This window comes from Pirellulales bacterium (genome assembly GCA_035546535.1).
In the GTDB taxonomy this organism is placed as follows: Bacteria; Planctomycetota; Planctomycetia; order Pirellulales; family JACPPG01; genus JACPPG01.
In genome coordinates this window covers 12,341-36,379 of sequence record DASZWQ010000182.1, presented here as the reverse complement: position 1 = coordinate 36,379, position 24,039 = coordinate 12,341, and the positions used below count along the sequence as shown (strand labels likewise).

Genomic DNA, 24,039 nt, shown 5'->3' with positions numbered 1-24,039 from the left:
ATCGAAGCGGCCGCCAAGTATCAAAGGCGTATTCCGATAACGAATGGCGCGGGAAATGATCGGTTGACGGACGATCCAGGAACCTGCTTGTAACGGCCCGCAGCGCACTTACATGCGACCGGCGCGAACGCGCAAGGAACTCCTGGTGCCCTAGATGGGTCGCGTAGAAATACTCAAAGCCGGTGCGGCCCACAAGGGAGATTCACACAGCTAGCGAGCGCAACAGACTGCCAAACAGGGTGTTGGCGAACGTGACGGCCGCTTAAGAAAGTAACAGGGCCACCCAAAACGCCTGACTTGCCAGGCGCGGCGCGCGTACCGCCGACGGCACCGCTGCTGGCGCTGACGGCACGCGCGTGGCGGCTCGCCGCACGCCGCCAACGCGCACATCTCGCATAAAAGCAGCGGTCGAAGACCCGCGGAAACTAGAACGGGCGGAACTGCTCGCTGTCGTTCAGATAGCTGGGGGCCTGGTCGTCGTCGCGGAAGCGCGTGTAGTCCTTCTCCCATTTCACCTTCACGTCGCCGATGGGCCCATTGCGCTGCTTGGCGATGATCAGGTCGGCTTGCCCGGCCACGCGCTGCCGGTCCTCATCGTTGTTCATGTAGTACTCGTCGCGATGGACGAAGAGCACGACGTCCGCGTCCTGCTCGATGGCTCCGCTTTCGCGCAGATGGCTCAGGCGCGGACGATTATCTTTCGAAGCTTCGGCCTGCCGATTCAATTGCGCCAGGCAGAGTACGGGAATCTTCAACTCGCGCGCAAGTCCCTTCAGACGGCGCGCGATCCGTGCCACCTGCTCCTGCCGCGGGTCCTTGGCGTTGTCCGGCTCGATCAACTGCAAGTAGTCGATCACGACCAGCCGCAGATCCTCGCGCCGCTTCAGCCGGCGGGCCGTGGCCGCGATTTCGGTCATGCTGCGGCTGGGGCTGTCGTCGATGAACAACCGCGCCTCGCTCATCTCGGACGATACCTCGGGCAACTTGCGACGGTCGGCCGCCGACAGCATGCCGTTGCGCAGCTTGTGGCCGTTGATTTCGCCATAGGAACAGAGCATGCGTTCGACCAGCTCCAGCCGCGACATTTCCAGGCTGACGAAGAGCGTCGTTTGCTGATTTTTCACGGCCGCCGTCGTGGCGAAATTCGTCGCCAGCGCCGTTTTACCCATGCTCGGACGCCCGGCGATGATGATCAACTCCGAAGGGTTCATGCCACCGGTCAGTTGATCCAACTCACTGAAACCGGTCGAAACACTGTCCGACGCTCCCTCGTGCGTCAGCCGGGCGTCGATACGTTGCAAGGCCGCGGTCAGCACTTCGTTGATGGGCGCCAGTTCGCCGATCCCCCGATCCTCCAGAATGCGAAACACTTTTTCTTCGGCCGCCGAGAGCATTTCGCGCGATTCGAGCGATTGGTCGTAGGCATCTCGCAGGATTTCGGTGCTGGCGTGAATCAACGCCCGCAGCGTCGCCTTGTCGCGCACGATGTTCGCGTAATACATGGCGTTGGCGGCCGTGGGGACTGACTGCATCACTTCGCCCAAGTAGAGCGATCCGCCGACCGTTTCGAGATCGCCGTGTTGCCGGAGTCGCTCGGCCAGCAGGGTGACGTCGATCCGCACGCCGTTTTCGTGCATCGCCAGCAGATGGTCGAATAGCACCTGGTGCGCATGCCCGTAGAAGTCCTGGGCCCGCAGCGCGAGCGCGACATCATCGCACGTCATCGGATCGAGCAGGACGCTGCCCAGCACGGCTTTTTCGGCCTCGATGCTCTGCGGCGGCAGCCGGTCGAGAATCTCGCTCCGCGACGACGATGCAGCGGGGCGAGAGTCGATGCGCGTCGTTGCCATGTGCCCTATCCTCCGTGCGGCGACGGCACTGGTGGGCAAGCCACCAGTGGCACTCTAACTATTGAGATGATTGCCAAAGGGAGCTGATTTTAGCAGCCGGACGCGCGGTGGGAATCACCCGTCGGAGCGGTGCACGGCCTCTCAACGACTTAAGACGTTGACAGGGGTGTGCAGCCGAGACGGCCGCACCGCAAGTTGTTTCGGCATTTCTGTGGTGCAGGCGTCTCGCCTGCGTCTTTTCGCAGCATGAAATACGAAACGGCCCCATCGAGCACGGCAGTTTGCGTGGGCTACGCAAGAATCGGCCGCAGCACGTTGCCCGAGACGTCCGTCAGCCGGAAGTCGCGTCCCGCGTAGCGGTAAGTCAGTCGCGTGTGATCCAGCCCCAACAAGTGCAGGATCGTGGCGTGATAATCGTGTACGTGTACGGGATCCTTGACGATCTTCGCCCCGTACTGGTCGGTTTCGCCGTAGGTCATACCGCCGCGGACGCCGGCGCCGGCCAGGAAGCAACTGAACGCCTCGGCGTGATGGTTGCGTCCTTTTTCCCCCTGCTTCAGCGCCCAGGGGGTGCGGCCGAATTCGGTGCAGCCGACGATCAACGTCGATTCCAGCAGTCCGCGTTGTCGCAGGTCACGGATCAAAGCCGCCAAGGCCTGATCGACGCGCGCGGCTTTCTTCCGGTGGTCTTGCATGTCGCCGTGGGCGTCCCAATTGTCGTGCGAGCCGGTATCGATCAGCTCGACCACGCGCACCCCGCGCTCGATCAATCGACGCGTGACCAGGCACTGCCAGGCGAACGATTTGCGGTCCCCGTCCGTCACACCGTAAGCGTCGAGCAACGCGCGCGATTCGCGCGTGACGTCAAACGCCTCGGGCGCTTCGTGCATCATCCCCCGGGCGACGTCAAAGCTGCTGGCCCGTGCCGCCAGGTTCACGTCGCCAGCGCGTGCAGCGGCGTGTCGCCGGTTCACATCGCGCAGCATCAGTTGTTCGAGCTCGGCCAGCCGCACGCTGCGCGCCGCGGAGCGCAGATCAGGAATCGGCTCGTCCCCCGGCGTGATGCGCACGCCCTGATGATGCGGCGGCAGGAAACTGTTGTCCCACACCTGCGCGCCGGCATACGGCAAATGCTCGGCCAGCACCATGTACGACGGCAAGTTGGCGTTGTGCGTGCCCAGCGCGTAGCTGACCCAGGTCCCCAGACTGGGCATCGGCACCGTGGCCGAACCGGTGTGCATGGCCAGCGTGGCCTGGAAATGCTCGACGATGTCGGTGTGCAAGGTGCGCAGCACGCACAACTCGTCGGCCACTCCTGCCAGGTGCGGAAAAAGCTCGCTGAGCATCAAGCCCGACTGGCCGCACGCCTGAAACTTGAAGGGGGAGCCGAGCAAAAACCCGCCATGGAATTCTTTGCCGTGATCGGCAGTCAGTTGCGGCTTGGGGTCGAAGGTATCGACCTGCGAGTAGCCGCCGGTGAGAAAAACCACGATCAAACGCTCGGCCTTCGGCGGAAAATGTCCGGGCCGCGGTGCGAGCGGGCCGCCGCCATTCTCTGCGGCCGCCAGGGCCAGCCGCGATTGCAGAGTCGTGCCCGCCGCCAGCGCGCCGGCCGTGGCGCTGGCCAGGAAGTCACGGCGAGTTAGCGGTGATGATCGCATGCCGGGTTCAACAGGGCGAAGACGTATCCGTAGGTGACGCAGATTTCATGGATGAAATACGAGCGGGCCTCTCAATCAACGTACAAGAATTCGTTGGCCGACAACAGCACGCGGGCAAAACGCGTCCAGGTGGCCTGCTCCAACTCCTCGGGCGCGCAGCCGCTCGACTCCAATTCCCGGCGAATTTCGCCCAGATGGTCAAGCACTCCAGCTACTTCCTGCTCGTCGGCGGCTCTCGTCCAGGCCGCGAGCGTGCCGTGCCGTACTCGCTCGTGCGGATCGGAGGAGGCGGCAACCAGCCGCGCGGCAAATGCCGCGGCCTGCTCGGCGAAGCCCGCGTTGTTCAAAAAGTACAAGGCTTGCAGCGGCACCGTGGCCTCGGTGCGCAAGCCGGTCGAGTAGTTCGTATCCGGACCATCGAAGAGCGCCAGATAAGGATGCCGCTGCAAACGCTGCGTCATCAAGTAAACACTGCGCTTGTTCGACGGCATGATGGTCTTGAAGGGCTGGTGCTGCGTCCAGTGCCACTCGTTCAAGGGTGGGAACGGATGCGCCGCCGGCGGCGCGAGATCGAGCGTGCCGGCCACGGCCATGATCGCATCGCGCAGCGCTTCGGCATCGAGCCGGCGCCGATCGAACCGCGCGTAGTATTGATTGGCCGGATCGGCCGCGACCACTTCTGGTGCGGCGGTCGAAGACAATTGGTACACGCGCGAAAGCATGATCGCGCGGTGCAGCGCCTTGATCGACCATCCCTGCGCCACGAATTCGTGCGCCAGCCAGTCGAGCAGGGCCGGATGCGACGGCGCGGCGCCGCGCAAGCCGAAGTTCGACGGCGTCGCCACCAGCCCACGACCAAAATGCCACTGCCAGACGCGGTTCACCATCACTCGGGCCGTGAGCGGGTTGCGCGCGTCGGTCAGCCACGCGGCCAATTGTTGCCGGCCGCTAGCGCCTGCGGGAATCGCCAGATCGTGTTCACCGCGCAAGAACTGGGGGGCATTGCGCGCGACCACCGGCCCTGGCTCGCCCGGGTCACCACGCTTTTGCACCGCCACGTCATGCGCCTTTCCTTCGCTGACGGCATACGCCCCTGGCACGTCGGGCGGCAGGCCGCTGCGCTGCGGATCGCGCAGTCCCTCTCGCAACTTCTTCAGTTTCGCATCCCGCTCGCGCCGGGTTTCCTTGCGCTGGTTTTCGAGCGCCTCGACGGCCTTTTTGCGGCGCACCGCTTCTTCGTCATCGCCGGCAGGCTCCGCGGAAAGCTTTTCGGCCGCGGCGATACGCTCGTCGAGCTGTGCGAGCTGAGCCACGAGAGGGTCGTTCTTCTCGGCGTCTTCGAGCGCGCGTTTCAAGTCCTCGATATGAGCCGCGTGGGCCGCGAGTTTCGGCGCCGCTTCGGCCGGCGGTACCAGCGGCACGAAGTGCATGCGGTTGAACCCCTTCGACTGGTATTCTTCCGAGCCGGCGTAGGGGTACTGCGTGCTGTCGAAGATCCCATACAGGGCGTAATAGTCGGCGGTCGAGACAGGATCGAACTTGTGGTCGTGGCAGCGAGCGCAACGCAGCGTGAGCCCCAGGAACGCCTGGCCGAACGTGTCGATCGTGTCTTCGAGCGTCAGTTGCCACAGCTCGACCGGCATCGTACCGTAGCGCCGCGAGAGGGCGATGAAGCCGGTCGCAATCACCTGCTCGGCATAATGATCATCGGGCGCCGCGGCAGCGAGAATGTCGCCGGCCAGTTGCTCGCGCAGGAACTGGTCATACGGCTTATCATTATTGAAGGCGGCGATGATATAGTCGCGATAAAGATGCGCCTCGGGCACGGGATAATCGGCGTTATCGCCCGCCGTGTCCGCGTAACGCACCACGTCCATCCAATGCCGTCCCCAGCGCTCGCCATAGCGCGGCGAAGCAAGCAATCGCTCGACGACGCGGGCGAACGCTTCGGGCGAATCGTCCGCCTCGAACGCGGCGATCTCCTCGGGCGTGGGGGGCAAACCGATGAGGTCAAAGTACGCGCGGCGCAAGAGCGCGTGTTTTGGCGCAGGAGCCGCGGGCCTCAACGCGTGTTCGGCTAATCCGGCCGCAATGAATTGATCGATCGGCGTCGCGGCCCAGCCGCTCGGGTCGGCAGGCGGCTCGACGGCCGCGACCGGCTGAAAGGCCCAATGCCGCGCCTTGTCGAACGCAGTCGTGTCCGCGGCGCTGGCCGGCCACGACGCGCCCGATTGAATCCACTTCGCCAGGTCCGCGACCGCCGCTGGCGGCAACGGGTCGTCGGGAGGCATCTGCAGATCTTCGCCGCGGCGGATCGCCTGCACGAGCAGACTGTTGGCCGCGTCGCCAGGCACGATTGCCGGCCCGCGATCGCCGCCGGTCAACAGTGCCGCGCGCGAATCGATGCGCAGACGGCCCGATTGTTTATCGGCGCCGTGGCACTTGGCGCAATGCGCGACCAGCACAGGCCGTACGTTGGTCTCGAAGAATGTTTCGGTAGCGGCGTCTGCAGACTTTGGCTCATCGGCAGCGCGCGCGAAACCACCCGAGATCGTCAAAAGAATCGCCAGCACGGGTAGGAACGTGCGCGGCATGCGTTTCGTCCGGCAGGGTGTCGTGCGACATCGAGCCGCGAAGCGGGCATTGGCGTCAGGCCAAGCTCGTTGCGGCAGGCGGGAACACCGACTAATCTACCCGGCCGCCCGAGCGATTGCACGTTTTTCGGCAGATCAGTTCTGGGGCAGTCTGACTCGACAAAGCGACGCGACAGATGGCTAGCGCGCTCGTCGATAACCCCTCCCACCGGGTAACATGGGGGAATGGCATCTAACGCTCCACAGCCGGTAAAGCGTGTTATCGGCGTGTCGATACGTATCGGAGGTGAAGAACATAGCGGCTGGCTTCCCGCAGGTGCCGTTAAGCCGCTCCCGACGCCTGTGCGCGACGTTCTGGTCGACATTGAGATTGAACGCAATGGACCGAACGACTGCCTTCTCATTTGCGCCGCACAGGACGGCTCGTTCTGTTGGGACGATTGGTTCCAGTCCATCGACGACGCGGAACGCGCCGCAAAAGAACGCTATGGCATCGAATCTCGCGACTGGACTACGGACCGGGCTTGAGACGGATCCACTACCGGCTGATCGCGTGACTACTTAAACCAAAACCGCTCACCGCTGGCAAAACGGGCCAGGCCGCGGGCCGTGCTTTCGCTGCGCATCACGCGATACATGTTCGCGGCTTCGACATCCAGGGCATCTTCCATCGGTAAGTGAAGCCCGTTGATGGCCGAGTTCAGATCGGCCAGCATGGCGTCGCGCGGCTGCTGACAGATTTGCCGGGCGATATCGAGCGCGCGGGCCAGCCCGGTTCCCGTCGGTACGACTTCCCAGACCAGGCCGATTTGCTGCGCGCGCGCCGCCGAGATGCGCTCGCCGGTGATGATCAGCGGCAACGCGCTCCCCCACCCCAGGAGCCGCGGCAGATACACGGTGCCGCCATCCACCAGCGGCACGCCCCAGCGCCGGCAGGCGACCGAAAAGCTGGCTTGCGGCTCGGCGATGCGGATGTGGCCGTGGCAGAAAAGTTCCAACCCGCCCGCGTACGCGTAACCCTGGGCCATGGTGATGACAGGCTTGACCTGAACGAGGCGCGTCCCGCCCATCGGCCCGGCGCCATGCTGGCGCAGCTCACCGCTCGAAGCCGGATGCTCGCCGAGCGTGGCAAGCTGGTCGAGCGCCGTCAGGTCGGCGCCTGAGCAGAAGGATTTGTCGCCGGCGCCGTGCAGTACCGCCACGAGCAGTGAATCATCATTTTGAAAGCGCTGCCAGGCGGAGAGCAATTGTGCGGCCGCCGTGCCGTTCACGCAATTGTGGACGGCCGCGCGATTGATCGTGATCTCGAGAATGTTCCCTTCCGCGCCCGGATGGACGCAGGTCAGCACTTCGGCGGCATCGGGAGAAGTGTCGGCCGGCTCACTCATCGCGCGGAGACTCCAGACCTGGCGCGCTTGCGTAATCTATTTCGTCGTCCACTCGACCGGTTGCGGTTGGATCTCGGCGGCCGGCTTTCCGCCGGCGTCCTTGCGCCCGCTCCCTTCGAGGCGGCTGATGGCGCGGACCGTCATATCATGATCGCAGAGAATCTGGCAGCTAAGACGCACGCCGCTCAAGCCGCGGGCGGCCAGCACGTTCTTCTCGGCGACCGTCATTTTTTCCGGCTCGCCTGCGACGAATTCCACCCGGCACGTGGTGCAGCGGGCGTGTCCGCCGCAAGCGTGCAATTGATCGATGCCGGCTTCTTCTTCCAGGGCCAGCACCATGCGCTTGCCGTCCGGCACCGTGAAATCGCCAACTCCTTCGACCGATAGCTTGGGCATCGTGGGGCACCCTTCGATGATGTTCGGAATGGGAAATGGTTTGCGGTTGCGCGCAGAACGCACGCGAGGCATTATTTCGCTTACGCCGCGCAAATAAAACCCCCTTCGCTTTTGGAACGCCGGCCGGCGTACGACATGGGCGGCGCGAATGCTATTCGCCCACGTCGCGCAGCGCCACGAGCGCGGCATTGGCGGCGCGGAAGGCGGGGCTGCGCTGTGCGTCAGCGCCCCGGCGGAGATCGGCCAGCAGTCCGCCAAGCAGCTCGCGATCGAGCCAGCCGGCCAGCCAGGCGGCGCGCGATTCGGCGTAGCTGTTTTGCAAGCGACTGAACAAGCGGGCCGCGGTCTGGCGCACGCCTTCGCCCGTGGCGGTCATCACGGCGTCGCCGCCGACGGTGATGCCGCCGGCAATCGCGGCCTCGGCCGCCAGGTTGCCCGCCGTGTGCCCGGCCAGGTGCAGGGCCGTCTGTCCGACGACTTCACTTCCGACGAAGGTCCCGGTCACGAGTAACACGACGGTGATTGCCGGCCGGGCGATGGCCGTGGCATGGTCAAGGGATTGCAGAAAGGAAACCGCGCCGGGATTCTCGCTTCCCCAGCGGTCGAGTTCGGCGCGCAACGTCGCACGGTAATCGTCGTCGAGCGCCGGCAGCGCGGCGTGCGCTGCCTCGATACGCGACAGCAGCGCGGCGCGATGGTCGCCCGTCAGAAGCGCTTCCAAGCGCGGCCGCAGCGTTTCGTTTCCCAAGCGGCGCAGGCGGTCGAGCTCGTCGAGCAGCTTTTCCACGGCCTCGACGATGGCCGTGCGCTCGCGGGCTCGAAATGTCGCCAACGGATCCGTCGGCGGGCCATTCCAGGCGCGCCAGGCGGCCATCACGGGCCAGCCGACACCGCGTCCCAGCGCTCGGTAAGCGCCATGCACGCGGCGCGACCAGGGGCTGCGCCGCGCGTCCCACCACTCGCGGATTTCCTCGACAAGCAATTGCGGTGGCACGGCCGGCCAGGGAACGCGGGCCATCTCGGCCGCCGCAAGCGCTTGAGAGGCCGCGGCAAACTCGCCGGCCCGATAACGGATGCGCTCCAGATAGGCCGGCGCGCCTGCGTCTTGATCCAAGAGCCGCACCAGCGCGCCGCGAAAGGTGCGAAGCTTGATCTTGTCGAAGTGCAGCGCCGCCAGATCGTCGCGCAGCGAGACCTTTTCGCGCGGCGCGTCACGCCCCGAGGGTCCGACCTGATAGAAGGGCAGCGCGAGCGCCGCCGTCGCCTGCCGATCGTAGGGCACTACATAAACCAGCTCGGGCCGGGCGCCGGTCTCCTCGGCAAACGTGTTCAGCCACAGCGGCCAATAGTCGCGATCGGCCGCCAGGTCGACCTGGTTGAACAGCACGATGATCGGCTTGTCGGCCTCGGCCGCTTTGCGGAAGAACTGCTTCACCGCGGCGTCGTTGTATTTCTGCTGCGTCAAGACGGCGATCAACACGTCCGACGCTTGACGAATGATGTCCGCACGCTGCCAGTTGACCGGCGCATCGGAATCGATGTCGGGCGTATCCAATAGCAAGAGACGCGACGCAGCCGCGGCGCCTGCGCGCCAGAAGAGGCGATGCTCGGGCGTTTCGGAGAGCGGATCTTCCGCCGCATGCCAAGGACACAAATCGAACCCTGTGAACAGGCGGCTCAACGTCGCCCGGTCGTCGAAGTCGGGCGGCACCAGACAGACCGGATGCCGAGTGCCGGCGGCCAAGGGACTGACGGCGCTGGCCATCTCGCCCGCCAGGTGATTGAAGATGGCCGACTTGCCAATATTCGTACCGCCCACGATCGCCACGACGAGCACGGGCGGCGCCGCGGCCTGCGGCACCAACTTGTGCGTCAAAAGCTCGTACCATTCCTCGCCCACCGGCGGCGGCACACCGAGGCTTTGCGCCGTGGCACGCAGATCCGCGAGCGCACGGTCGAGCGACTGGATCTGGGCGGCCCAAGCGTGAAAGTCAACGGCCATGAAAAAGCTGGGCTCTTGTGGCGCAAAAATTCTTTCTCGGAAATCGAGCGGGACGAAAGGTGGTGCTAGCGTGCGGGGTTCGGGAATCGTCGTAAGAAGTTTTACCTGCCCCGCGGGTGCAGGCCTTGGCCAAAGACGGCATTCACAAATGTGTATTCGACGCGAGCGCGGCGGCCTTGAACCGCCCCCAATTATAGCTCGCGGCGCCGGCTCTTCGGGAGCGAGCGGGGGCGGGGAGGACGTCACGGCCAACGCGGGTTTTTCGGAATCGTGATCGCGCTTCGCCGGCCACCGCAATCAGGGCTGACCTTGTCCGATTCGCGCTCGAGGGACTATCTTCTGGCGGCTTTTTCCGCGGCGGACCTCCTGGCAATCGGATCTTTGTTGATGAGCGACACCGCAACCAGATCGCGCTGGCCGATCGGACGCATGGTCCGGTCCCAGGCCCGCGTTGACACTCCCGCGCCGGTGCTTGATACGGCCGCTGATGGCCGGCTCGATCATCTGGCGTGGTCGTTCGTAGCCGTGGGCGTGACGCTGCGGCTGGCGCGCTACCTGCTGAACTTTCCGTTCTGGGGCGACGAGCTGATGCTGGTCCAGAACTTTCTGGACCGCGGATATGGCGACCTGCTCAAGCCCTTGTCCCTGCAACAAGTGGCGCCGGTTGGCTACATGGCGGCCGAGTTGACGGCGATCAAGCTCTTCGGGTTTTCCGAATGGTCGCTGCGGCTGTTTGCGGTCATCGCCAGCGTGGCAGGCATGTTCCTGTTTCGCGACCTGGCGGCTCGGACATTGAATAAGGTGCCTATGGTGCTGGCCGTGGGCATCCTGGCGGTCAGCTATTACCCGATCCGGCATGCCGCGGAGTGCAAGCCGTACGGATCGGACCTGACGGCGGCGCTGTTTCTTGCCTGGCTGGCCGTCCGCTTCTGGCAAGCGCCGACGGAGCGTCGTTGGTTGTGGGCCCTGGCCGTGGCGGGGCCAGCGATGATCTCGATTTCGAATCCCACGATCTTCGTCGCCGGGGCTGTTTCGATGGCGCTGGCGCTACCGGTCGCGCGCACGCGAGATCGAGCGGCGTGGATCGCCTTCGCCCTGTACAACGTGCTCGTGGCCGTGACCTTCCTGCTGATGTTGCGGTCGGTCACCGCGGCCCAGTATGCGGCAACGCACGAGTTCATGCACCAATACTGGGCCGAGGGCTTCCCGCCGTGGCGGCCCTGGGCCTTCTTAGGTTGGATGGCCACGATTCACGCCGGCGAGATGATGGCCTATCCGGTTGGCGACGATCATTTCGGCAGCATCCTGACGCTGGCTTGCTTTGTCGTGGGAGCCATCGTACTCCTAAGGCGGCGTGACCGAATGCTTGCGACGCTGGTCCTGGCGCCATTGCTTCTGGCGTTTGTCGCGGCCGCGCTCAAGCGCTATCCGTACGGAGGGGCGCGGCTCTCGCAGTGGTATGCGTCGCTCGCATGTCTGGCGATTGGCCTGGGCGCGGCCACGGTGCTGCAAAGCTTTGCCAGGCCGGAAGCGCGGCGCCGCGCTTTTCAGATCGCCGTCGCCGTGCTGTTCGTGATCGGCGCGGTGACGCTCGTGCGCGACATCACGAAGCCGTACAAGCGGCTCGTCGATTTCGAGCATCGCGGATTCGTACGCTGGTTCTGGAAGGAGAATGGCGAAGAGGGGGACGTCGTCTGCGTACATACCGACCTGGGCAAACGATTCACCGCGGCCCCGGTTCCCGAAGATTACCTGTGCTACCAGCGCGCCTACTCGCCACTACACGGGCAGGGCGGGCGAAGCATCAATCTCGACGCTTTGCCAATCGACAGGCCACTACGCTGCGTCGTTTGCGAATTTGCCGGAGAAGCCCGGGATGAAGCGGCCTTTGGCGCATGGATGGAGGAAATGTCCGCGCACCACGAATTGACCGGTGAGCAGAACTACCGCGTGCGGCTCAATTGCCCCCCCGAGCCGTCGCGACATGCGGTGTACACGGTCTATGAATTTCGGGCGAAGGCGCGGCAGTGAATGCCGGCCGGGCACGGTCGCGGTCGAACAGGCTGATTCGCCCTAATTCGGCGCGGGAGTCTTGGCGGCGGATTTCTTCTTGGTACCTGCGTCCTTGGAGCCGCCGGCGCCTTTGTTCTTCGCGCGTAGATCCCACGCAATGAGCCAGCGTTCGGTATCACGCGTGGCGCCCAGGTCTTTGATCAGGCGCTTTTCCATGTCGGGCATGTGCCCCGCACCGTAGAAGATGCCGATGCGCTTCTTGCCCGCGCCGATCTGCTCGGCGAGCACCTTGAGCGCCACTTTGTTGCGCTCGGTGATCAGTGTCGAGCCGCCGGGCCCTTCCAACGCGCTCATGGCCCCGTCCATATCCTCGAATTGCTCGGCCATCAACCGCTTGAGTGTCAGGGCGCGGTTCTTGTCGAAGAGGGACATGAGGATATCCATGTCGGACGAACGGCTCGGATGCTTGCTCTGTTGCGCGATCTGCTGTCCCATCATGCGGAACATCATGGTCCACACGCTTTCGCCGCGGTCTTCCATCGACTTGGAAAAAGCATCCGGCGACATGTCGGCGTGTACGAAGTTGTCCTTGTGGTAATCGATGTATTCGAGCTGGTGTTCCAGCTCCAGCATGTCCTTCATGCCGTTTTGCAAGAGTGCCACCGGATGGCCGCTGCCGCCGCCGCCCCCCTTGGGAACGCGCGTTCCTTCCGGAGCAACCAACTCGTACAGCAATGCTTCGTACTGCTCGAATTCCTCATTGAGCTTGTCGTAGTAAGCCTTCTCGCCGATGTGTACCGCCCCGATCAGGTCGATCGTCACGTCCTGCTTGTCGGGCGATTTCGCCTTGTAGCGCACGATGGCCGTATCCATCGACACCGGTTGATCCTTATCGTCGCGCGCAAGCCGCAGGAACGTTGATTTCGAGGCGCTCTCATCTTTGCTGGCCGCGGCGGCAATCGCACCAGAAGCGGCAATCAGAAAAAGAGCCAGGACCGGAGGATTCCAGCGACGGCACATGGCCAAAGCTCCGCGAATCATTATTCGATCGAACGGTCGCACACCTAGCAGGAATTATAGCCCTGGGGACGCGCGAAACAACGAAAGCCGGTTTTGCGGCTGTTTTTATGGAACGTTAATTCTTGACTCATAGATCGCGCGGCTGCGAAATCCCCCTCGCAAACTCGCTTGGCTCGCGTGTAAGGTGGGCAAGCGCGGCCGCGACTTCACGGATGATTGGCCGTGGCTGCGGGACGCGGCCATTTCGCGCTGCGCGAGATCACGAAAATCGCCCATTCCGACAAGGAGTTGCCGTGACTACGGTCCTGCTACTGATCTGCTCGAACGCCTTCATGACGATGGCCTGGTATGGACACTTGCGTTTCAAGTCGACGCACCTGCTGGTCGTGATCCTGGCCAGCTGGCTGGTCGCTTTGCCGGAATATGCCTTGCAAGTGCCGGCCAACCGCATCGGTCATGGGCAGTTTTCCGCACCGCAACTGAAAATCATCCAGGAAGTGATTTCCATCTCGGTGTTCCTGGTATTCAGCTTTCTTTATCTGCACGAAGCGCCGCGATGGAGCGATTGGGCCGCGTTTGCCCTGGTCGTGCTGGCCGTGGTGGTCATGCTGTACCCGCGCTTGGTTAGCGGCGCGCCATCCTGACGCGCACGCGCCAATCGACGGCAGGCGCTAGGCGGGGTCTTCCGGCGTAAAGCCCATCACGATGTCGAATCGTGCCGCCAACTCGCCGATTTTCGAATTCGGGATGGGCGCGAAATCGATCGTCACGGCGTCGCGTGCTTGCGGATCGCGAATGCCCCGGTAGACCATGTCGCGTTCGTTGCCCGGCGATCCCTTCACGTAGCACTGGGTCGTGAACTTGTCGCGCCCCTTGGTCTTGATCGCGAAATGGATGTGCGGCGTGCGGCCCGGGTATTGCACTGGTTTGATCGTGCGAAAAAAGTATTCGCCGGTCGAGCCGGTGAGAAAGCGGCCAAAGCCCTGGAAGTTCGTGTCGCGCGCGTCGCGATTGCCGCTTCGCGAATGGATGTACGCGCCCTGGTTATCGACCTGCCAGATCTCGACCAATGCGTTGCGCAATGGCTCGCCGCGGGCATCGAGGATGCGACCGCTGAGGTGTGTTATCTCGCCCACGGCCGGCGTGATGGAATCGTTGACGATGATCAGATCGTTGTCCGTGTCCAGCGGCAGCTTGTCGGGATAAAAAGGGCCCTCGGTCTGGGCAGGTGTGCGGGTCAACTCTTCGGCAAAGGCGCCATGCACCGTGAACACGGCCGTTGAGGCGGCAACGCTACCCAAGAAACGGCGCCGAGATACGTACGAAAAGGAAGGCATCATGGGATGAGCTCGCAGCAAAGGAACCAGCGCGTCATGTATAGCGCCGGTTCGAGTGATCGTAACGCGCCCGGTGTGACTACCAACAACGCCCGCATTATATCGGACCCGCCGCAAGGTGGTGACAGAATGTCACGCTGGTCCTTCTTTGCCGCTGGCGGTGACCGGGTGTCGTTTCTGCTCTAGTCACGATTCCTGGCACAAATCCGCCGGCTGCGAGAGAACCGTTCCCCGCGGGACGAATGCTTATACCATCGATTCCGCGATATTTGCGGTACTCGGCGCGGCGAGCCGGGTTTAACAGTTTGCCGCCCTTGCAGTTGGCAACTAGAATCGGGGGTCTCTTCCTTGTTGAGCCGGGTTGCTTTCGGCGTTCGAGCTGTCGCGGGCCAGCTTGAAAAAGGGGTAGATTCGTCTCCAGAAAGCGAAGTGCGTGATGAGTGCTGGCTCTGCGATGAATCGTGGCGCGTGGGTTACTGCGCGCCCCTACGTCTGGGCTTCTCTTGGTCTGATCATAGCGACGCTGGTTCGCCTGGCGCTCGATCCGCTGCTGGGCGACCGCCAGGCCTTTATGACCTACATGGCGGCGCTTATTGCCACGGCTTGGCTGGGCGGAGTTGGCCCCGCGCTGTTCGTGCTATTCGCAAGCGTGCCGATGGCGACGTTCTTCTTCATCGAGCCGCGCCACAGCGTCTTCGTGCTCGACGGCTACAATTACATCGCGGTCGTGACCTTTCTCGCTCTCGGGTGCCTGATCGTCGGCCTCGGGGGCCGCTTCTGGCGCGCACGGCAAGAGGCCAAACGGACGGAAGAGCTTTACGGCACGCAAGCCCGCGAACTTGCCGCCGAACGCAAGCGGCTCCATCAAGAGCTCGAAACCCTGAGCGGCCAATTGCGCGAGATTGACCAGCGCCGCGAGAATTTCCTGGGCGTTCTCGCCGAAGAATTGCGCCGGCCTCTGATTCCCATCGCCAGTGCCGCCTCGTTCCATAGCATCGCCGCGACAGCGTCCGAGATGGAATCGGCCATGGAGATCGTCAAGCAAGAAACCAGCCAGCTCGGCCGACTCATCGATGATCTGCTCGACGCGTTTCGCCACAGCCAGGCCGGCATTCATCTGAACAAGCGCAACGTCGATCTTGTCGAAATCGCCAATCGCGCGGCTCACGGCCTCCGCAGCCTGGCGGCGCAATCAGGCCGAGAACTGAATATCTCCCTGGCGAAAAAGCCAGTGCTGGTCGACGGCGACGCGCAGCGGCTGGAGCGCGTGGCCTTCAACTTGCTGCAAAACGCGATTCGGTCGACCAACCCGGGCGGCCAGATCTGGTTGACCGTGAACGAAAAAGACGGGGTCGCCGTTCTCAAAGTCCGCGACACCGGCGCCGGACTCTCCGCCGAGGCGCTGGCGCGTGTTTTTCAACCCGGGGATTTGCTCGATCGGGCGAATGCCCGAGAGCGAAGCGGGACGAGCATCAGCATGACCGCCGTCCGGCCGATTGTCGAATTGCACGGCGGCATGATCACCGCGCACAGCGACGGTTCCGGCCAGGGGTGCGAGTTCGTCGTTCGTCTGCCGCTTGTCGGCGGGCCGCCCGTTAATCCTTCCGGGGACAATACGCCGACCGCTGAGGCGAACGTCGAGCGGGCGCCGACCATCGCGCCGCGCGACGCGTCATGATAGGGTTGGTGGCTCTGCGGTAGCGCCGATCAGTTCGTGCGATTCGCGAGGTCGTGACTGACCCGTGCCAGCTTCTCAGGATTGCGGATGGCATAGCAGGTAACGATGCGTCCGTGGGAAACATCCAGGGTCAGCACGGTATCGGCCCGGCCAGCTACGAGAATCACGATGCCTGGCTGACCATTGACGCGCGCGTGCTCCACCACGGCGCCGGCAGGCTGTTTTTTCGTGACGCCGACGAAGAACCGCGCGGCGCGATCGGCGCCGCGCACCGGCGCGAGCGCCGCCGGCACTTTGCCGCCGCCATCGCTGTACACCACGACGTCGTCGGCCAATAGTTCGAGCAGGCCCTGCACGTCCCCGCTGGTGCAGGCCCCGAGGAACGCCTGGGTCACTCGTTCGGCCTCGCCCGGATCGGGCGTGAAGCGCGGCCGGCCGCCTTCGATCGCCAGCTCGGCGCGATGCACCAGTTGCCGGCAATTCGGCGCCGACTTGTCCAGGATGGCGGCGATTTCGTCGTAGCCATAGTCGAACACCCGCTTTAGCAAGAACGCAGCCCGTTCGACCGGTGACAGGCTTTCCAGGATCATGAGTAGCGCCAGCGACACGGTTTCGGCCGTTTCCAGCCGGCGGGCCGGATCGCTCTCTTCGGCGCCGACGATGGGCTCGGGCAACCAGGGACCGACGTAGCTTGCCTTGCGCGCCTCGATCGAGCGGCGTTGATCGATACACAGCCGCGCCACGATCGAACTCAGGTAGGCCGCGGGCGACTGCACGTCGCTACGGTCCGCGCCGGCCCAGCGCAAGAAGGCCTCTTGTAGCACGTCGTCGGCGTCGGCGCGCGAGCCCAGCATGCGGTAGGCGAACCGTTCCAGCCGCGGGCGTTCTTCCTCGAAGATTTTGTCAGCCACGTGCATAGAGAACATGCTCTTGATCGTTCCGCGCTTCTGCCCCGCGCACCACTGACTGAACCCGCTGCGCGGCAAGCGCGGCCGAAGCCGCCGACGCATCGGCCAACATCGCCTCGGGACCGACCCAATCGCCGGCGAGGAAAACGTTCGGCAGTCGGGCTGCGTCGACCGTCGCTCGCCCGGATCCGCCGCCAGCCGCCGCCAAAGGAAGCGCGTGGGTCACCGTCATTCTGGGGAGGAAACGGCGGGCGACAAGATGCGCCCGCCACCCGGGCTGCAATTGATCCAGCATCGCTTCCAACTCCGCCTGGACACCGGCCGCGGGGTCCTCGCGATCCGCACGTGCGTATTTCATCACGTGCAGAACGTGGACACCCACCGGCCCCAGGCGCGCAGCCGCCGAATGAACCGAATAATAAAGGGGCTGGTCGAGTCCGAGCGCGAAGCGATCGCCAGGCCGTGGCAAGTCGCGAAGCGCCACGTCCAAGCAGGCCGCGGGAACGGCCACCTGCCGGTTCGCCCACTGCGCAAACTCGTGGTCGACCGAAGCGCCGAGCAGCCGGCACGCCGCGGCCGGTTCGACGGCCAGAATCACGCCCCGGGCGTGCAATGCGTCGCCGCTCGCCAGGCGGACCGTGACGCTCGAGCCGCCGCTTGACACGGACTGCACGTGCTTTTGCGTTTCGATCAATGCACCATGACCGGTCGCGACGTTGCGCAGGCCATCGACAATCGTTTGCCAACCGCCGTCGAGATACAGCACGTTGCCCACAAGCGCCGTCCGCAATTGATCGAGCGCCATGCCGGCCGATAAGTGCTCCGCGTCGTCGACATACGTACTGACGCGGAACAGCGCGGCCAGAAGCAGCGCCAAATTGCCGCGGCCGGCAACACGTTCGATCCACTCGCGCGCGCTGGTGCTGTCGAGGCGGCGCGTGTCGATCGACTTGATCGTGGCAAATAGTCGCGCGAGGCGCAGTTTCTCGCCGAAGCTCAACAAGCGCGACGTGGCAAGCGAGCCCAGCCCGGCCGGTAAACGATACGACGTTCCGCGCAGCGTGACCAGCGGCCTGCCGGGGCTGGGAAAGTGCCCTGCGATGGGCACCTGCAATTCTTCGAGCGACCGGCGGGCAGGCCCGGTGGCGTACAGCGCATGCGGCCCGAGGTTGAAGCGAACGCCATGCAACTCATTGGTGACGGCGCGCCCGCCGAGATGGCCCGCTTGTTCGAAAACCCGGACCGAAAGTCCCGCCCGAGCTAACCGGGCGGCGGCCAGCAATCCGGCCAGGCCACCGCCGACGACGATTGCGTCGGCCGAATGGATGTCTGTGCGTAAAACCTTGCCTGCGCTCATGTTTATCCCTCCCGGGGGACACAGAATCGTGGCCCCACAAGAGGATAGACGGATCGGGCCGAGGATATGTGACGGAGAAAGATGAAATTCCCGCGCAGACCGCCGCGGCGGAGAGACGAATGCACCGGAAGAAGCGCGAGCGGCCTGCTTCAGGCCGCGACGTCACCCTCCGCGCTTTCCATAGCCGCAAGAGGAACGGCCAGGGAGAGGACTTGCACAAGTCACGGGATCGCGCTTCCGTACATCGATGCGCCTTTGCCTTAGGGACCGCCCGGCATCCAACAGAGAGTTGAGTGGCCGGTTGTTCCTCGCCAAATTGTGCTGTGCGAAACAGCGGTGCTTCTCCGCGCTTTGAAATACCGGCGCGCGCGCCGCTATACTCGTCCGCACCCGGATGCTCTGTCCCGGCGCAATCATGGTGTCGTTTGCAGGAAGGTGAGACCGCATGGCTGACGTATCGGAAAAGATCGCTATCGTCACCGGCAGCACGCAAGGCTTGGGCGAAGCGATCGCACGCCGTTTGATCGCCGAGCGCATGATCGGCGGGCTGGTGATTTGCGGTCGCAACGCCGCCAACGGCAAGCGCCTGGCCGACGAATTCGGCCAGCTCGGCTGTCGCACGCAGTTCGTCCCGGCCGACCTGGCCCAGGTTGCCGACTGCCGGGCTGTCGTGGGCGCCGCGCGGGAACACTTCGGCCGCGTCGATTATCTGGTGAATAGCGCGGCTCTGACCGATCGCGGCACGATTCTCGATACCTCGCCCGAGTTGTATGACCGCATCATGGCCGTGAACGTGCGGGCGCCGTTCTTCTTGATGCAGGAATCGCTGCGGCTGATGGTCGAGCGCAAGGTGCAGGGGTCGATCGTGAATATCCTCAGCATGTCGAGTCACGGCGGCCAGCCGTTTTTGTGCCCCTATTCGATGTCAAAAGGCGCACTGGCGACCTTGACGAAAAACGTGGCACGGTCGGTGGTGCGCGAGCGGATTCGCGTCAACGGCCTGAACATCGGCTGGATGGACACGCCCGGCGAACATGCGATTCAAAAGAACTTTCACAATGCCGCCAGCGATTGGCTGACGAAAGCCGAGGCCGGGCAGCCCTTCGGCCGATTGCTGAAACCGCACGAAGTGGCGCAGGTCGCGGCCTTCGTGCTCTCGGAGCGCGCGGGCTTGATGACCGGCTCGATCATCGACTTCGATCAAACGATCGTCGGCACGCACGAATGACCGCTCAGCCGGCGCTCACCAAATCACGCCGAAGCCGCCCATCCCAAATCCCATCATCGGAATGCCGAACCCGCTCTGCGGCTGATTGTGCGGAGCGTAATCCCGGGCGGGCGTGAAGTTATTCTCGGTCGACGCATTGGTTACGGCCGGCGAACGGCCGCGCCTTTCCGCGGCGCGCTGCTGGGCGTCGCGGCGTTCCTGGGCCCGGGCCTGATTCGCGGCCACGCGCACTTGCCGATTCTCGTCGAAGCGCTGCTGCGAATCTCGTCGGCTCTGGCGCTTCGCCGCATAGGCAACCAATCTCTGATCGATTTGCGCGGCGCTGGCGGTCAGCACGTCCGGAATCTGGTCGAGAATTCGTTTCATGTAGGCCGGCGAGGCCACGGCCGCCTTTTCCGCCAGGTACGCTTCGGCATCCTGGGCGATGGGGCCGTAAAGCAATTCCAGTTTCTTCTGCAGCTCGACCATGAAGCGCTGCAACTGCTCGGCGCTCATCCGCTCGACGCCGACGGCGAAGCGGGCCCGCGTTTCGGCCGTACGCGCGTCGTCGTAAAACGTTTGCGAGCTCAGCCAGGCGTCGAAGTCCGCGGCCGTCGTTTTCCATTCCTCGGTCGCCAAAAACTGTTGCTGGGCGAGCGTATCGATGCGTTCGCGCGGCGCAGCGGCTTTCGCGGCGCCGCCCGCGGCGGGTGCAGCACTTTGCGTCGCGCGCGACGATCCGGCGGCTGCCTTTCCGGGCTGCTGCTTTTTCGTTTGCTGCGCCGGCGAAGAGCCGACAGCCCAGAATCCAAACGCCAGCACCGCAAGCGCGCCTGCGGTGCCGCCAAGAACGTAGCGTGTGCGTCGCATTTCTGACACGACGTGGATCCTTTCTGAATCGCCGATGCAATTGAAAAGGCAGCCGCTAGCGGCCGGCCTTTTTACGCGTCACGCGCAGGTTAATTTCGGGACCGGGCTGCCCGTCGACTTCGTCTTCGAGCGACTCGATCGTCCAGGTGTTGTCATCGATGCGGCTGTAGAGCATGACGCCCGAGCTGCGCGTGCCGTCGCGCGTGGTCCCCTTGTTGCGCACGACCCAGGCGTCCCCCTCATTGGTCCAGACACCGTCGTTGAACCCGCCCCGGGAATCGAACAGGAACGAGCGCAGTTGTTCTTGTATGGGGTCCCAGCCGATCCATTGTGTAGCGGTTATCGGGTCGCCATTCTTTGGTTTAAGCGTGATCTGCCGCAGCAAGTAAGTTTTGCCGGGCCCCCAGGTGCAGGACATCTCGGCCGATTGGTCGTCGCCCGTAGCGGTCCATTCGCCCACCATCCAGGCCAGCGAGGGGAGCGGATCTTCGACCGCCGGAGCGTTGACCGGTGACTCGCGCTCGCCATCGAGCAGCCATTTGCCGTTTCGCTTGACCCACACCGCTGTGTAGCGGCCTTGGCGCGATCCGTCCTCGCCGCCACGCTCGAACGTGCCGTCTTCCAGCGCCACGTCGGGCGTGATGAAACGAATCGACAGGGTCGTGCTCTTTCGTTGCGGCGGAGGAATCTGGCCGCCCGCTTCGGCCCGCTTGCGCGCCTGCTCGATCAGCGCCTGCACTTTGAAGGCGTGCCCGGTTTGATCGACCAGGTCGGCGTTCGCGGCCCAGAAGGCGGCGACCGCCTCGAGATCACCCTTGGCGAACGCCGCGCGATAGGCGTCGCCGGCTTCACGGATTGCCTTCTCGTCGGCCGAGGCATCCGCTTGCCGAGTCGCGGCCGATTCTTCGGCCAGCCCCGCCGCCGGACCGATCAGATTGATTGAGCAGCAGAGTGCGACAAGTTGAACTAAATAGAAACGCATGCGACGCTCCCGGATCAATCGATCGAAGCTGCCCAAGAATAGGATAGCATTGTAGTCAGAACCGGCATTAAGCCACTAGTGCGCCTCATTTCCGCACTCCCCGCTGTGCCATGCCCATTTCTGTTGCCGCGCGCATGGACGAAATCGTTTGCATTTCGGCGTGAAAGGCTTCAAGATTGTGCTGATCCGTTCCTTTCTAACCGAGTCGGCGGCAGAACTTGTCTGACGTGGGGCCGGCCGCCCCTTCTCGTTCTCGGGCTCTGACGCACGCATCTCGATCGCCGTGATTTCATCAAGGAGTGACACGATGCGCAGGCTCATCGCGGCTGCAGCGACCATCGGAATCCTCGTACCGCTGGTGGCCGTGGGGCAATGGTTCGCGCCGGCGCCGTACTTCAATGGCTTCGGGCCATCGACGGCGGCCGAAAGCTATCAGCGCGGGTTTGCCGACGTGGTGCGCTCGGCCGGATCCGCGAATCTGATGGATTCGATGGCCGCGCAAAACTACGAGCAAGCCCGCTCGATGGACATTCAAAACCGCCTGCAATGGACCGAGGCCTATTACCAGATGCGGAAAGCCAACCGCGCTTACCGCGCATCAAAGCGATCGCCCCGCCTGTCGCAGAACGAAATCATGCGGTTTGCGCGGGTGGGTTTGCCCACGCGATTGACGTCCACGCAGCTCGACCCGCTGACCGGGCAACTCAACTGGCCGATCATCCTCCGCGATGCTCAGTACGCCGACGACCGCGAGCAACTGGACAAACTTTTCGCCGAGCGCGCCACGGCCAGCTCGATCTCGCCCGACGTGTTCCGGCAAGTGCAACAAGTCACGGGCGACTTGCTGGCGGCGCTCAAGAAAAACATCAACGAGTACCAGGCCAACGACTGGATCGCGGCCAAGAAATTCGTCGAAAGCCTGGCTTACGACGCGCGCTTTCCTGCGGGATAGAACCCCGGAACCTCGCCACGCCTCGTTCGCATCACCTCGGTTGGACCGACCCATCATGCAAGTATTGAGAATCATCGGCAGTTTGTCGTTGCCCGTGATGCTGTTGGGCTGCGCTCCGCAGAAGCCTGACGCACTACGGCAGTCCATCAGCGACATCAACAACACCGACAGCCGGGTGGCGCAACGGGCGATCGACGATTTGGCCGACGCGGGTCCCAAGGGAGTCGCCGCGGTGCCGCAACTCGCCAAGGCGCTCGCTAATGCCGACGAGGGAGTGCGTTGGCGAGCCGCCCGGGCGCTCGAAACGATCGGCCCCAAGGCAAAGAGCGCCGCGCCGGCGTTGCTCAAGGCGCTGAAAGACGAAGATGCCGCCGTTCGCGCGCACGCGGCGCGGGCCCTGGGCATGCTGGACGATAGGCGGCCGTCGATCGTCGACGGGCTGGCCAGCCTGATCACCGATCCCGACGCGCAGGTGCGGCGGGCGGCGATCAGCGCGCTCGCCCGGCTCGAGCCGGGCCAGGACGTCGCCATCCCGCTGATGGTCAAAGCGCTCGAAGACGCCGACCCGTCGGTGAAACTGCCGGCGCTGCAAAGCTTGGCCGAAGGAGGCGCCGAAGCCGTGCCCGCGCTCGTCGAGGCGCTTGGCCACCGGCAAGGGCGTTATTGGGCCACGCTGGTGTTGGCCGAAATGGGGCCGGCGGCCAAAGACGCGACGCCCGCGCTCGCCAAATTGCTCGAAGACCCTGACCCCGAGGTGCGCATGCAGGCCGCCATGGCGTTGGGAGCGATCGGCGCGGACGCTGCCAGTGCACAAGCGTCACTGATGGCAGCGCTCGCGGACAAGACTCCCGCGGTTCGCTACGCGAGCGCGTTCGCGCTGGGCCAGGCCCGCGCGGCCGATGCTCTGCCGGCTTTGGAAAAGGCCGAAGGGGGAGACGATGCGTTCCTGGCCATGATCTCGGGCTGGGCTGTTGCCAAGATCAAGCCCGACGACGCGAGTGCCGTGACGAAAGCGGTCGAGTTGATCGTCGCCGGATTGAAAAGCAAAGATGCGAACCTGCGGGAGGGAGCCGCCAAGGCCCTGCTCGACTTGAATGCGCCGCGTGAAACGGTCGGTCCGCCGCTCATGGCCGCGTTGGATGATCCTGATCCGGAAGTGCAGGAGAACGTGGCTCGGGCGCTGGCGTCACTGGGCGAGGCGATTGTGCCGCGCGTGGTCGAACGACTTAAAGACCCGGCCAGTCAGGATCGAGCGCTGCGGGTTTTCAGTCGCATGGGCCCATCGGCGGCCGGGGCGGTTCCGACTGTGGTGGAACTGCTCGGCGAGGCCGACGCGCCGCGACGGCGCGACATCGTGCTCGCCCTGGGGAGCATCGGACCGGCGGCGGCCGACGCCACGACCGCGCTTGTTCCACTGCTGCACGACAGCGACGAAGACGTGCGCGTAGCAGCGGCGTTTGCGCTGGCGAACATTGGTCCGGCGGCCCGCGCGGCCGTCGACGAATTGCAGAAGCATCTCAAATCGAAGGATCAATTGCTGCGACTGGCCTGTGCCGAGGCGCTGTTGCGCGTGCAGCCCGACAATGCTCAGACGGTCGCACTGGCGGTGCCGGTACTGGTGGGTCTGGTGCAGGAGGGAAAAACCGACGTGACGCGTCAGGAGGCGGCGGCGGCGCTGGGTGACCTTGGCGCGGCGGCCAAGTCGGCGGCCGGAGCACTGCAAAGGGCGCAAAATGATCCGAGCCCTGCCGTGCGTGAAGCGGTTCATGACGCGCTCGCAAAGATACGCGGCTGAGCGTGTGCGTGGCGCCCGCTGCTGCGCGG

19 protein-coding genes are annotated in these 24,039 nt (G+C 64.2%); 7 read left to right on the top strand and 12 right to left on the bottom strand.

Going from position 1 to position 24,039, the window contains the following annotated elements; genetic code table 11:
- Positions 1 to 425: 425 nt before the first annotated feature.
- The 3 genes from dnaB to VHD36_21300 all read right to left on the bottom strand — a co-directional run bounded on the left by dnaB (position 426) and on the right by VHD36_21300 (position 6,105).
- Complete coding sequence (gene dnaB / locus VHD36_21310) at positions 426 to 1,850, bottom strand: replicative DNA helicase (GenBank protein HVU89883.1); 1,425 nt, start codon at positions 1,848 to 1,850, stop codon at positions 426 to 428.
- Between the two features lie 290 nt (positions 1,851 to 2,140).
- Complete coding sequence (locus VHD36_21305) at positions 2,141 to 3,511, bottom strand: DUF1501 domain-containing protein (protein ID HVU89882.1); 1,371 nt, start codon at positions 3,509 to 3,511, stop codon at positions 2,141 to 2,143.
- Positions 3,512 to 3,582: 71 nt separating this feature from the next.
- Positions 3,583 to 6,105 carry a DUF1553 domain-containing protein gene (locus tag VHD36_21300; protein HVU89881.1) on the bottom strand — a complete coding sequence of 841 codons (2,523 nt, stop codon included), beginning with the start codon at positions 6,103 to 6,105 and terminating at the stop codon, positions 3,583 to 3,585.
- 267 nt (positions 6,106 to 6,372) lie between these two features.
- On the opposite strand from VHD36_21300, the gene VHD36_21295 reads away from it, so the two are divergent.
- Positions 6,373 to 6,633 (top strand): hypothetical protein, encoded by a 261-nt coding sequence (locus tag VHD36_21295; protein ID HVU89880.1) that lies wholly within the window; start codon positions 6,373 to 6,375, stop codon positions 6,631 to 6,633.
- A gap of 29 nt (positions 6,634 to 6,662) precedes the next feature.
- Here the strand turns inward: VHD36_21295 and VHD36_21290 are convergent, their stop codons facing one another.
- The 3 genes from VHD36_21290 to VHD36_21280 form a co-directional block, all read right to left on the bottom strand.
- The gene (locus VHD36_21290; GenBank protein HVU89879.1) at positions 6,663 to 7,493 is read right to left on the bottom strand and encodes an enoyl-CoA hydratase-related protein; all 831 of its coding nucleotides are present in this window, start codon (positions 7,491 to 7,493) and stop codon (positions 6,663 to 6,665) included.
- A gap of 36 nt (positions 7,494 to 7,529) precedes the next feature.
- Positions 7,530 to 7,889 carry a 2Fe-2S iron-sulfur cluster-binding protein gene (locus VHD36_21285; GenBank protein ID HVU89878.1) on the bottom strand — a complete coding sequence of 120 codons (360 nt, stop codon included), beginning with the start codon at positions 7,887 to 7,889 and terminating at the stop codon, positions 7,530 to 7,532.
- Between the two features lie 151 nt (positions 7,890 to 8,040).
- Positions 8,041 to 9,891 carry a GTPase domain-containing protein gene (locus tag VHD36_21280; protein HVU89877.1) on the bottom strand — a complete coding sequence of 617 codons (1,851 nt, stop codon included), beginning with the start codon at positions 9,889 to 9,891 and terminating at the stop codon, positions 8,041 to 8,043.
- A gap of 387 nt (positions 9,892 to 10,278) precedes the next feature.
- Here VHD36_21280 and VHD36_21275 point away from each other — a divergent pair, with 387 nt between their 5' ends.
- Positions 10,279 to 11,922 (top strand): glycosyltransferase family 39 protein, encoded by a 1,644-nt coding sequence (locus VHD36_21275; protein ID HVU89876.1) that lies wholly within the window; start codon positions 10,279 to 10,281, stop codon positions 11,920 to 11,922.
- A 42-nt stretch (positions 11,923 to 11,964) separates the two neighbouring features.
- On the opposite strand, the gene VHD36_21270 is transcribed toward VHD36_21275, so the two are convergent.
- A complete protein-coding gene (locus VHD36_21270) occupies positions 11,965 to 12,924 on the bottom strand; it encodes a hypothetical protein (GenBank protein ID HVU89875.1) in 960 nt (319 codons plus the stop codon).
- Between the two features lie 293 nt (positions 12,925 to 13,217).
- On the opposite strand from VHD36_21270, the gene VHD36_21265 reads away from it, so the two are divergent.
- Positions 13,218 to 13,568 carry a DMT family protein gene (locus tag VHD36_21265; protein ID HVU89874.1) on the top strand — a complete coding sequence of 117 codons (351 nt, stop codon included), beginning with the start codon at positions 13,218 to 13,220 and terminating at the stop codon, positions 13,566 to 13,568.
- A 27-nt stretch (positions 13,569 to 13,595) separates the two neighbouring features.
- Here VHD36_21265 and VHD36_21260 read toward each other — a convergent pair whose 3' ends face one another.
- Complete coding sequence (locus VHD36_21260) at positions 13,596 to 14,264, bottom strand: protocatechuate 3,4-dioxygenase (protein HVU89873.1); 669 nt, start codon at positions 14,262 to 14,264, stop codon at positions 13,596 to 13,598.
- Between the two features lie 433 nt (positions 14,265 to 14,697).
- Here VHD36_21260 and VHD36_21255 point away from each other — a divergent pair, with 433 nt between their 5' ends.
- On the top strand, positions 14,698 to 15,939 hold the full coding sequence (locus tag VHD36_21255) for a HAMP domain-containing sensor histidine kinase (GenBank protein ID HVU89872.1): 1,242 nt from the start codon (positions 14,698 to 14,700) through the stop codon (positions 15,937 to 15,939).
- A 29-nt stretch (positions 15,940 to 15,968) separates the two neighbouring features.
- On the opposite strand, the gene VHD36_21250 is transcribed toward VHD36_21255, so the two are convergent.
- Both VHD36_21250 and VHD36_21245 read right to left on the bottom strand, forming a co-directional pair.
- On the bottom strand, positions 15,969 to 16,865 hold the full coding sequence (locus VHD36_21250; protein HVU89871.1) for an RNA polymerase sigma-70 factor: 897 nt from the start codon (positions 16,863 to 16,865) through the stop codon (positions 15,969 to 15,971).
- A complete protein-coding gene (locus VHD36_21245) occupies positions 16,843 to 18,204 on the bottom strand; it encodes an FAD-dependent oxidoreductase (GenBank protein ID HVU89870.1) in 1,362 nt (453 codons plus the stop codon). The genes VHD36_21250 and VHD36_21245 overlap by 23 nt, the downstream gene beginning before the upstream one ends.
- 445 nt (positions 18,205 to 18,649) lie before the next feature.
- Here VHD36_21245 and VHD36_21240 point away from each other — a divergent pair, with 445 nt between their 5' ends.
- Complete coding sequence (locus VHD36_21240) at positions 18,650 to 19,432, top strand: SDR family oxidoreductase (protein HVU89869.1); 783 nt, start codon at positions 18,650 to 18,652, stop codon at positions 19,430 to 19,432.
- A gap of 15 nt (positions 19,433 to 19,447) precedes the next feature.
- Here VHD36_21240 and VHD36_21235 read toward each other — a convergent pair whose 3' ends face one another.
- Positions 19,448 to 20,290 carry a hypothetical protein gene (locus tag VHD36_21235; GenBank protein HVU89868.1) on the bottom strand — a complete coding sequence of 281 codons (843 nt, stop codon included), beginning with the start codon at positions 20,288 to 20,290 and terminating at the stop codon, positions 19,448 to 19,450.
- Between the two features lie 46 nt (positions 20,291 to 20,336).
- Positions 20,337 to 21,263 (bottom strand): nuclear transport factor 2 family protein, encoded by a 927-nt coding sequence (locus VHD36_21230; GenBank protein HVU89867.1) that lies wholly within the window; start codon positions 21,261 to 21,263, stop codon positions 20,337 to 20,339.
- Between the two features lie 307 nt (positions 21,264 to 21,570).
- Between VHD36_21230 and VHD36_21225 the strand changes: the two genes are divergently transcribed.
- Together VHD36_21225 and VHD36_21220 are read left to right on the top strand one after the other, a co-directional pair.
- The gene (locus tag VHD36_21225) at positions 21,571 to 22,215 is read left to right on the top strand and encodes a hypothetical protein (protein HVU89866.1); all 645 of its coding nucleotides are present in this window, start codon (positions 21,571 to 21,573) and stop codon (positions 22,213 to 22,215) included.
- A 55-nt stretch (positions 22,216 to 22,270) separates the two neighbouring features.
- Entirely contained in the window at positions 22,271 to 24,010 is a 1,740-nt protein-coding gene (locus VHD36_21220; GenBank protein ID HVU89865.1) for a HEAT repeat domain-containing protein, read from the top strand.
- The last annotated feature ends 29 nt before the right edge of the window (positions 24,011 to 24,039 follow it).

Excerpts from the sequence above, each read along its gene's own strand:
- VHD36_21275 (HVU89876.1), top strand. The coding sequence starts at position 10,279 with ATGAGCGACACCGCAACCAGATCGCGCTGGCCGATCGGACGCATGGTC.
- VHD36_21230 (HVU89867.1), bottom strand. The coding sequence starts at position 21,263 with ATGCGTTTCTATTTAGTTCAACTTGTCGCACTCTGCTGCTCAATCAAT.
- dnaB (HVU89883.1), bottom strand. The coding sequence starts at position 1,850 with ATGGCAACGACGCGCATCGACTCTCGCCCCGCTGCATCGTCGTCGCGG.
- VHD36_21255 (HVU89872.1), top strand. The coding sequence starts at position 14,698 with ATGAGTGCTGGCTCTGCGATGAATCGTGGCGCGTGGGTTACTGCGCGC.
- VHD36_21300 (HVU89881.1), bottom strand. The coding sequence starts at position 6,105 with ATGCCGCGCACGTTCCTACCCGTGCTGGCGATTCTTTTGACGATCTCG.
- VHD36_21270 (HVU89875.1), bottom strand. The coding sequence starts at position 12,924 with ATGTGCCGTCGCTGGAATCCTCCGGTCCTGGCTCTTTTTCTGATTGCC.
- VHD36_21250 (HVU89871.1), bottom strand. The coding sequence starts at position 16,865 with ATGTTCTCTATGCACGTGGCTGACAAAATCTTCGAGGAAGAACGCCCG.
- VHD36_21280 (HVU89877.1), bottom strand. The coding sequence starts at position 9,891 with ATGGCCGTTGACTTTCACGCTTGGGCCGCCCAGATCCAGTCGCTCGAC.
- VHD36_21290 (HVU89879.1), bottom strand. The coding sequence starts at position 7,493 with ATGAGTGAGCCGGCCGACACTTCTCCCGATGCCGCCGAAGTGCTGACC.
- VHD36_21240 (HVU89869.1), top strand. The coding sequence starts at position 18,650 with ATGGCTGACGTATCGGAAAAGATCGCTATCGTCACCGGCAGCACGCAA.
- VHD36_21220 (HVU89865.1), top strand. The coding sequence starts at position 22,271 with ATGCAAGTATTGAGAATCATCGGCAGTTTGTCGTTGCCCGTGATGCTG.
- VHD36_21285 (HVU89878.1), bottom strand. The coding sequence starts at position 7,889 with ATGCCCAAGCTATCGGTCGAAGGAGTTGGCGATTTCACGGTGCCGGAC.
- VHD36_21305 (HVU89882.1), bottom strand. The coding sequence starts at position 3,511 with ATGCGATCATCACCGCTAACTCGCCGTGACTTCCTGGCCAGCGCCACG.
- VHD36_21260 (HVU89873.1), bottom strand. The coding sequence starts at position 14,264 with ATGATGCCTTCCTTTTCGTACGTATCTCGGCGCCGTTTCTTGGGTAGC.
- VHD36_21245 (HVU89870.1), bottom strand. The coding sequence starts at position 18,204 with ATGAGCGCAGGCAAGGTTTTACGCACAGACATCCATTCGGCCGACGCA.
- VHD36_21225 (HVU89866.1), top strand. The coding sequence starts at position 21,571 with ATGCGCAGGCTCATCGCGGCTGCAGCGACCATCGGAATCCTCGTACCG.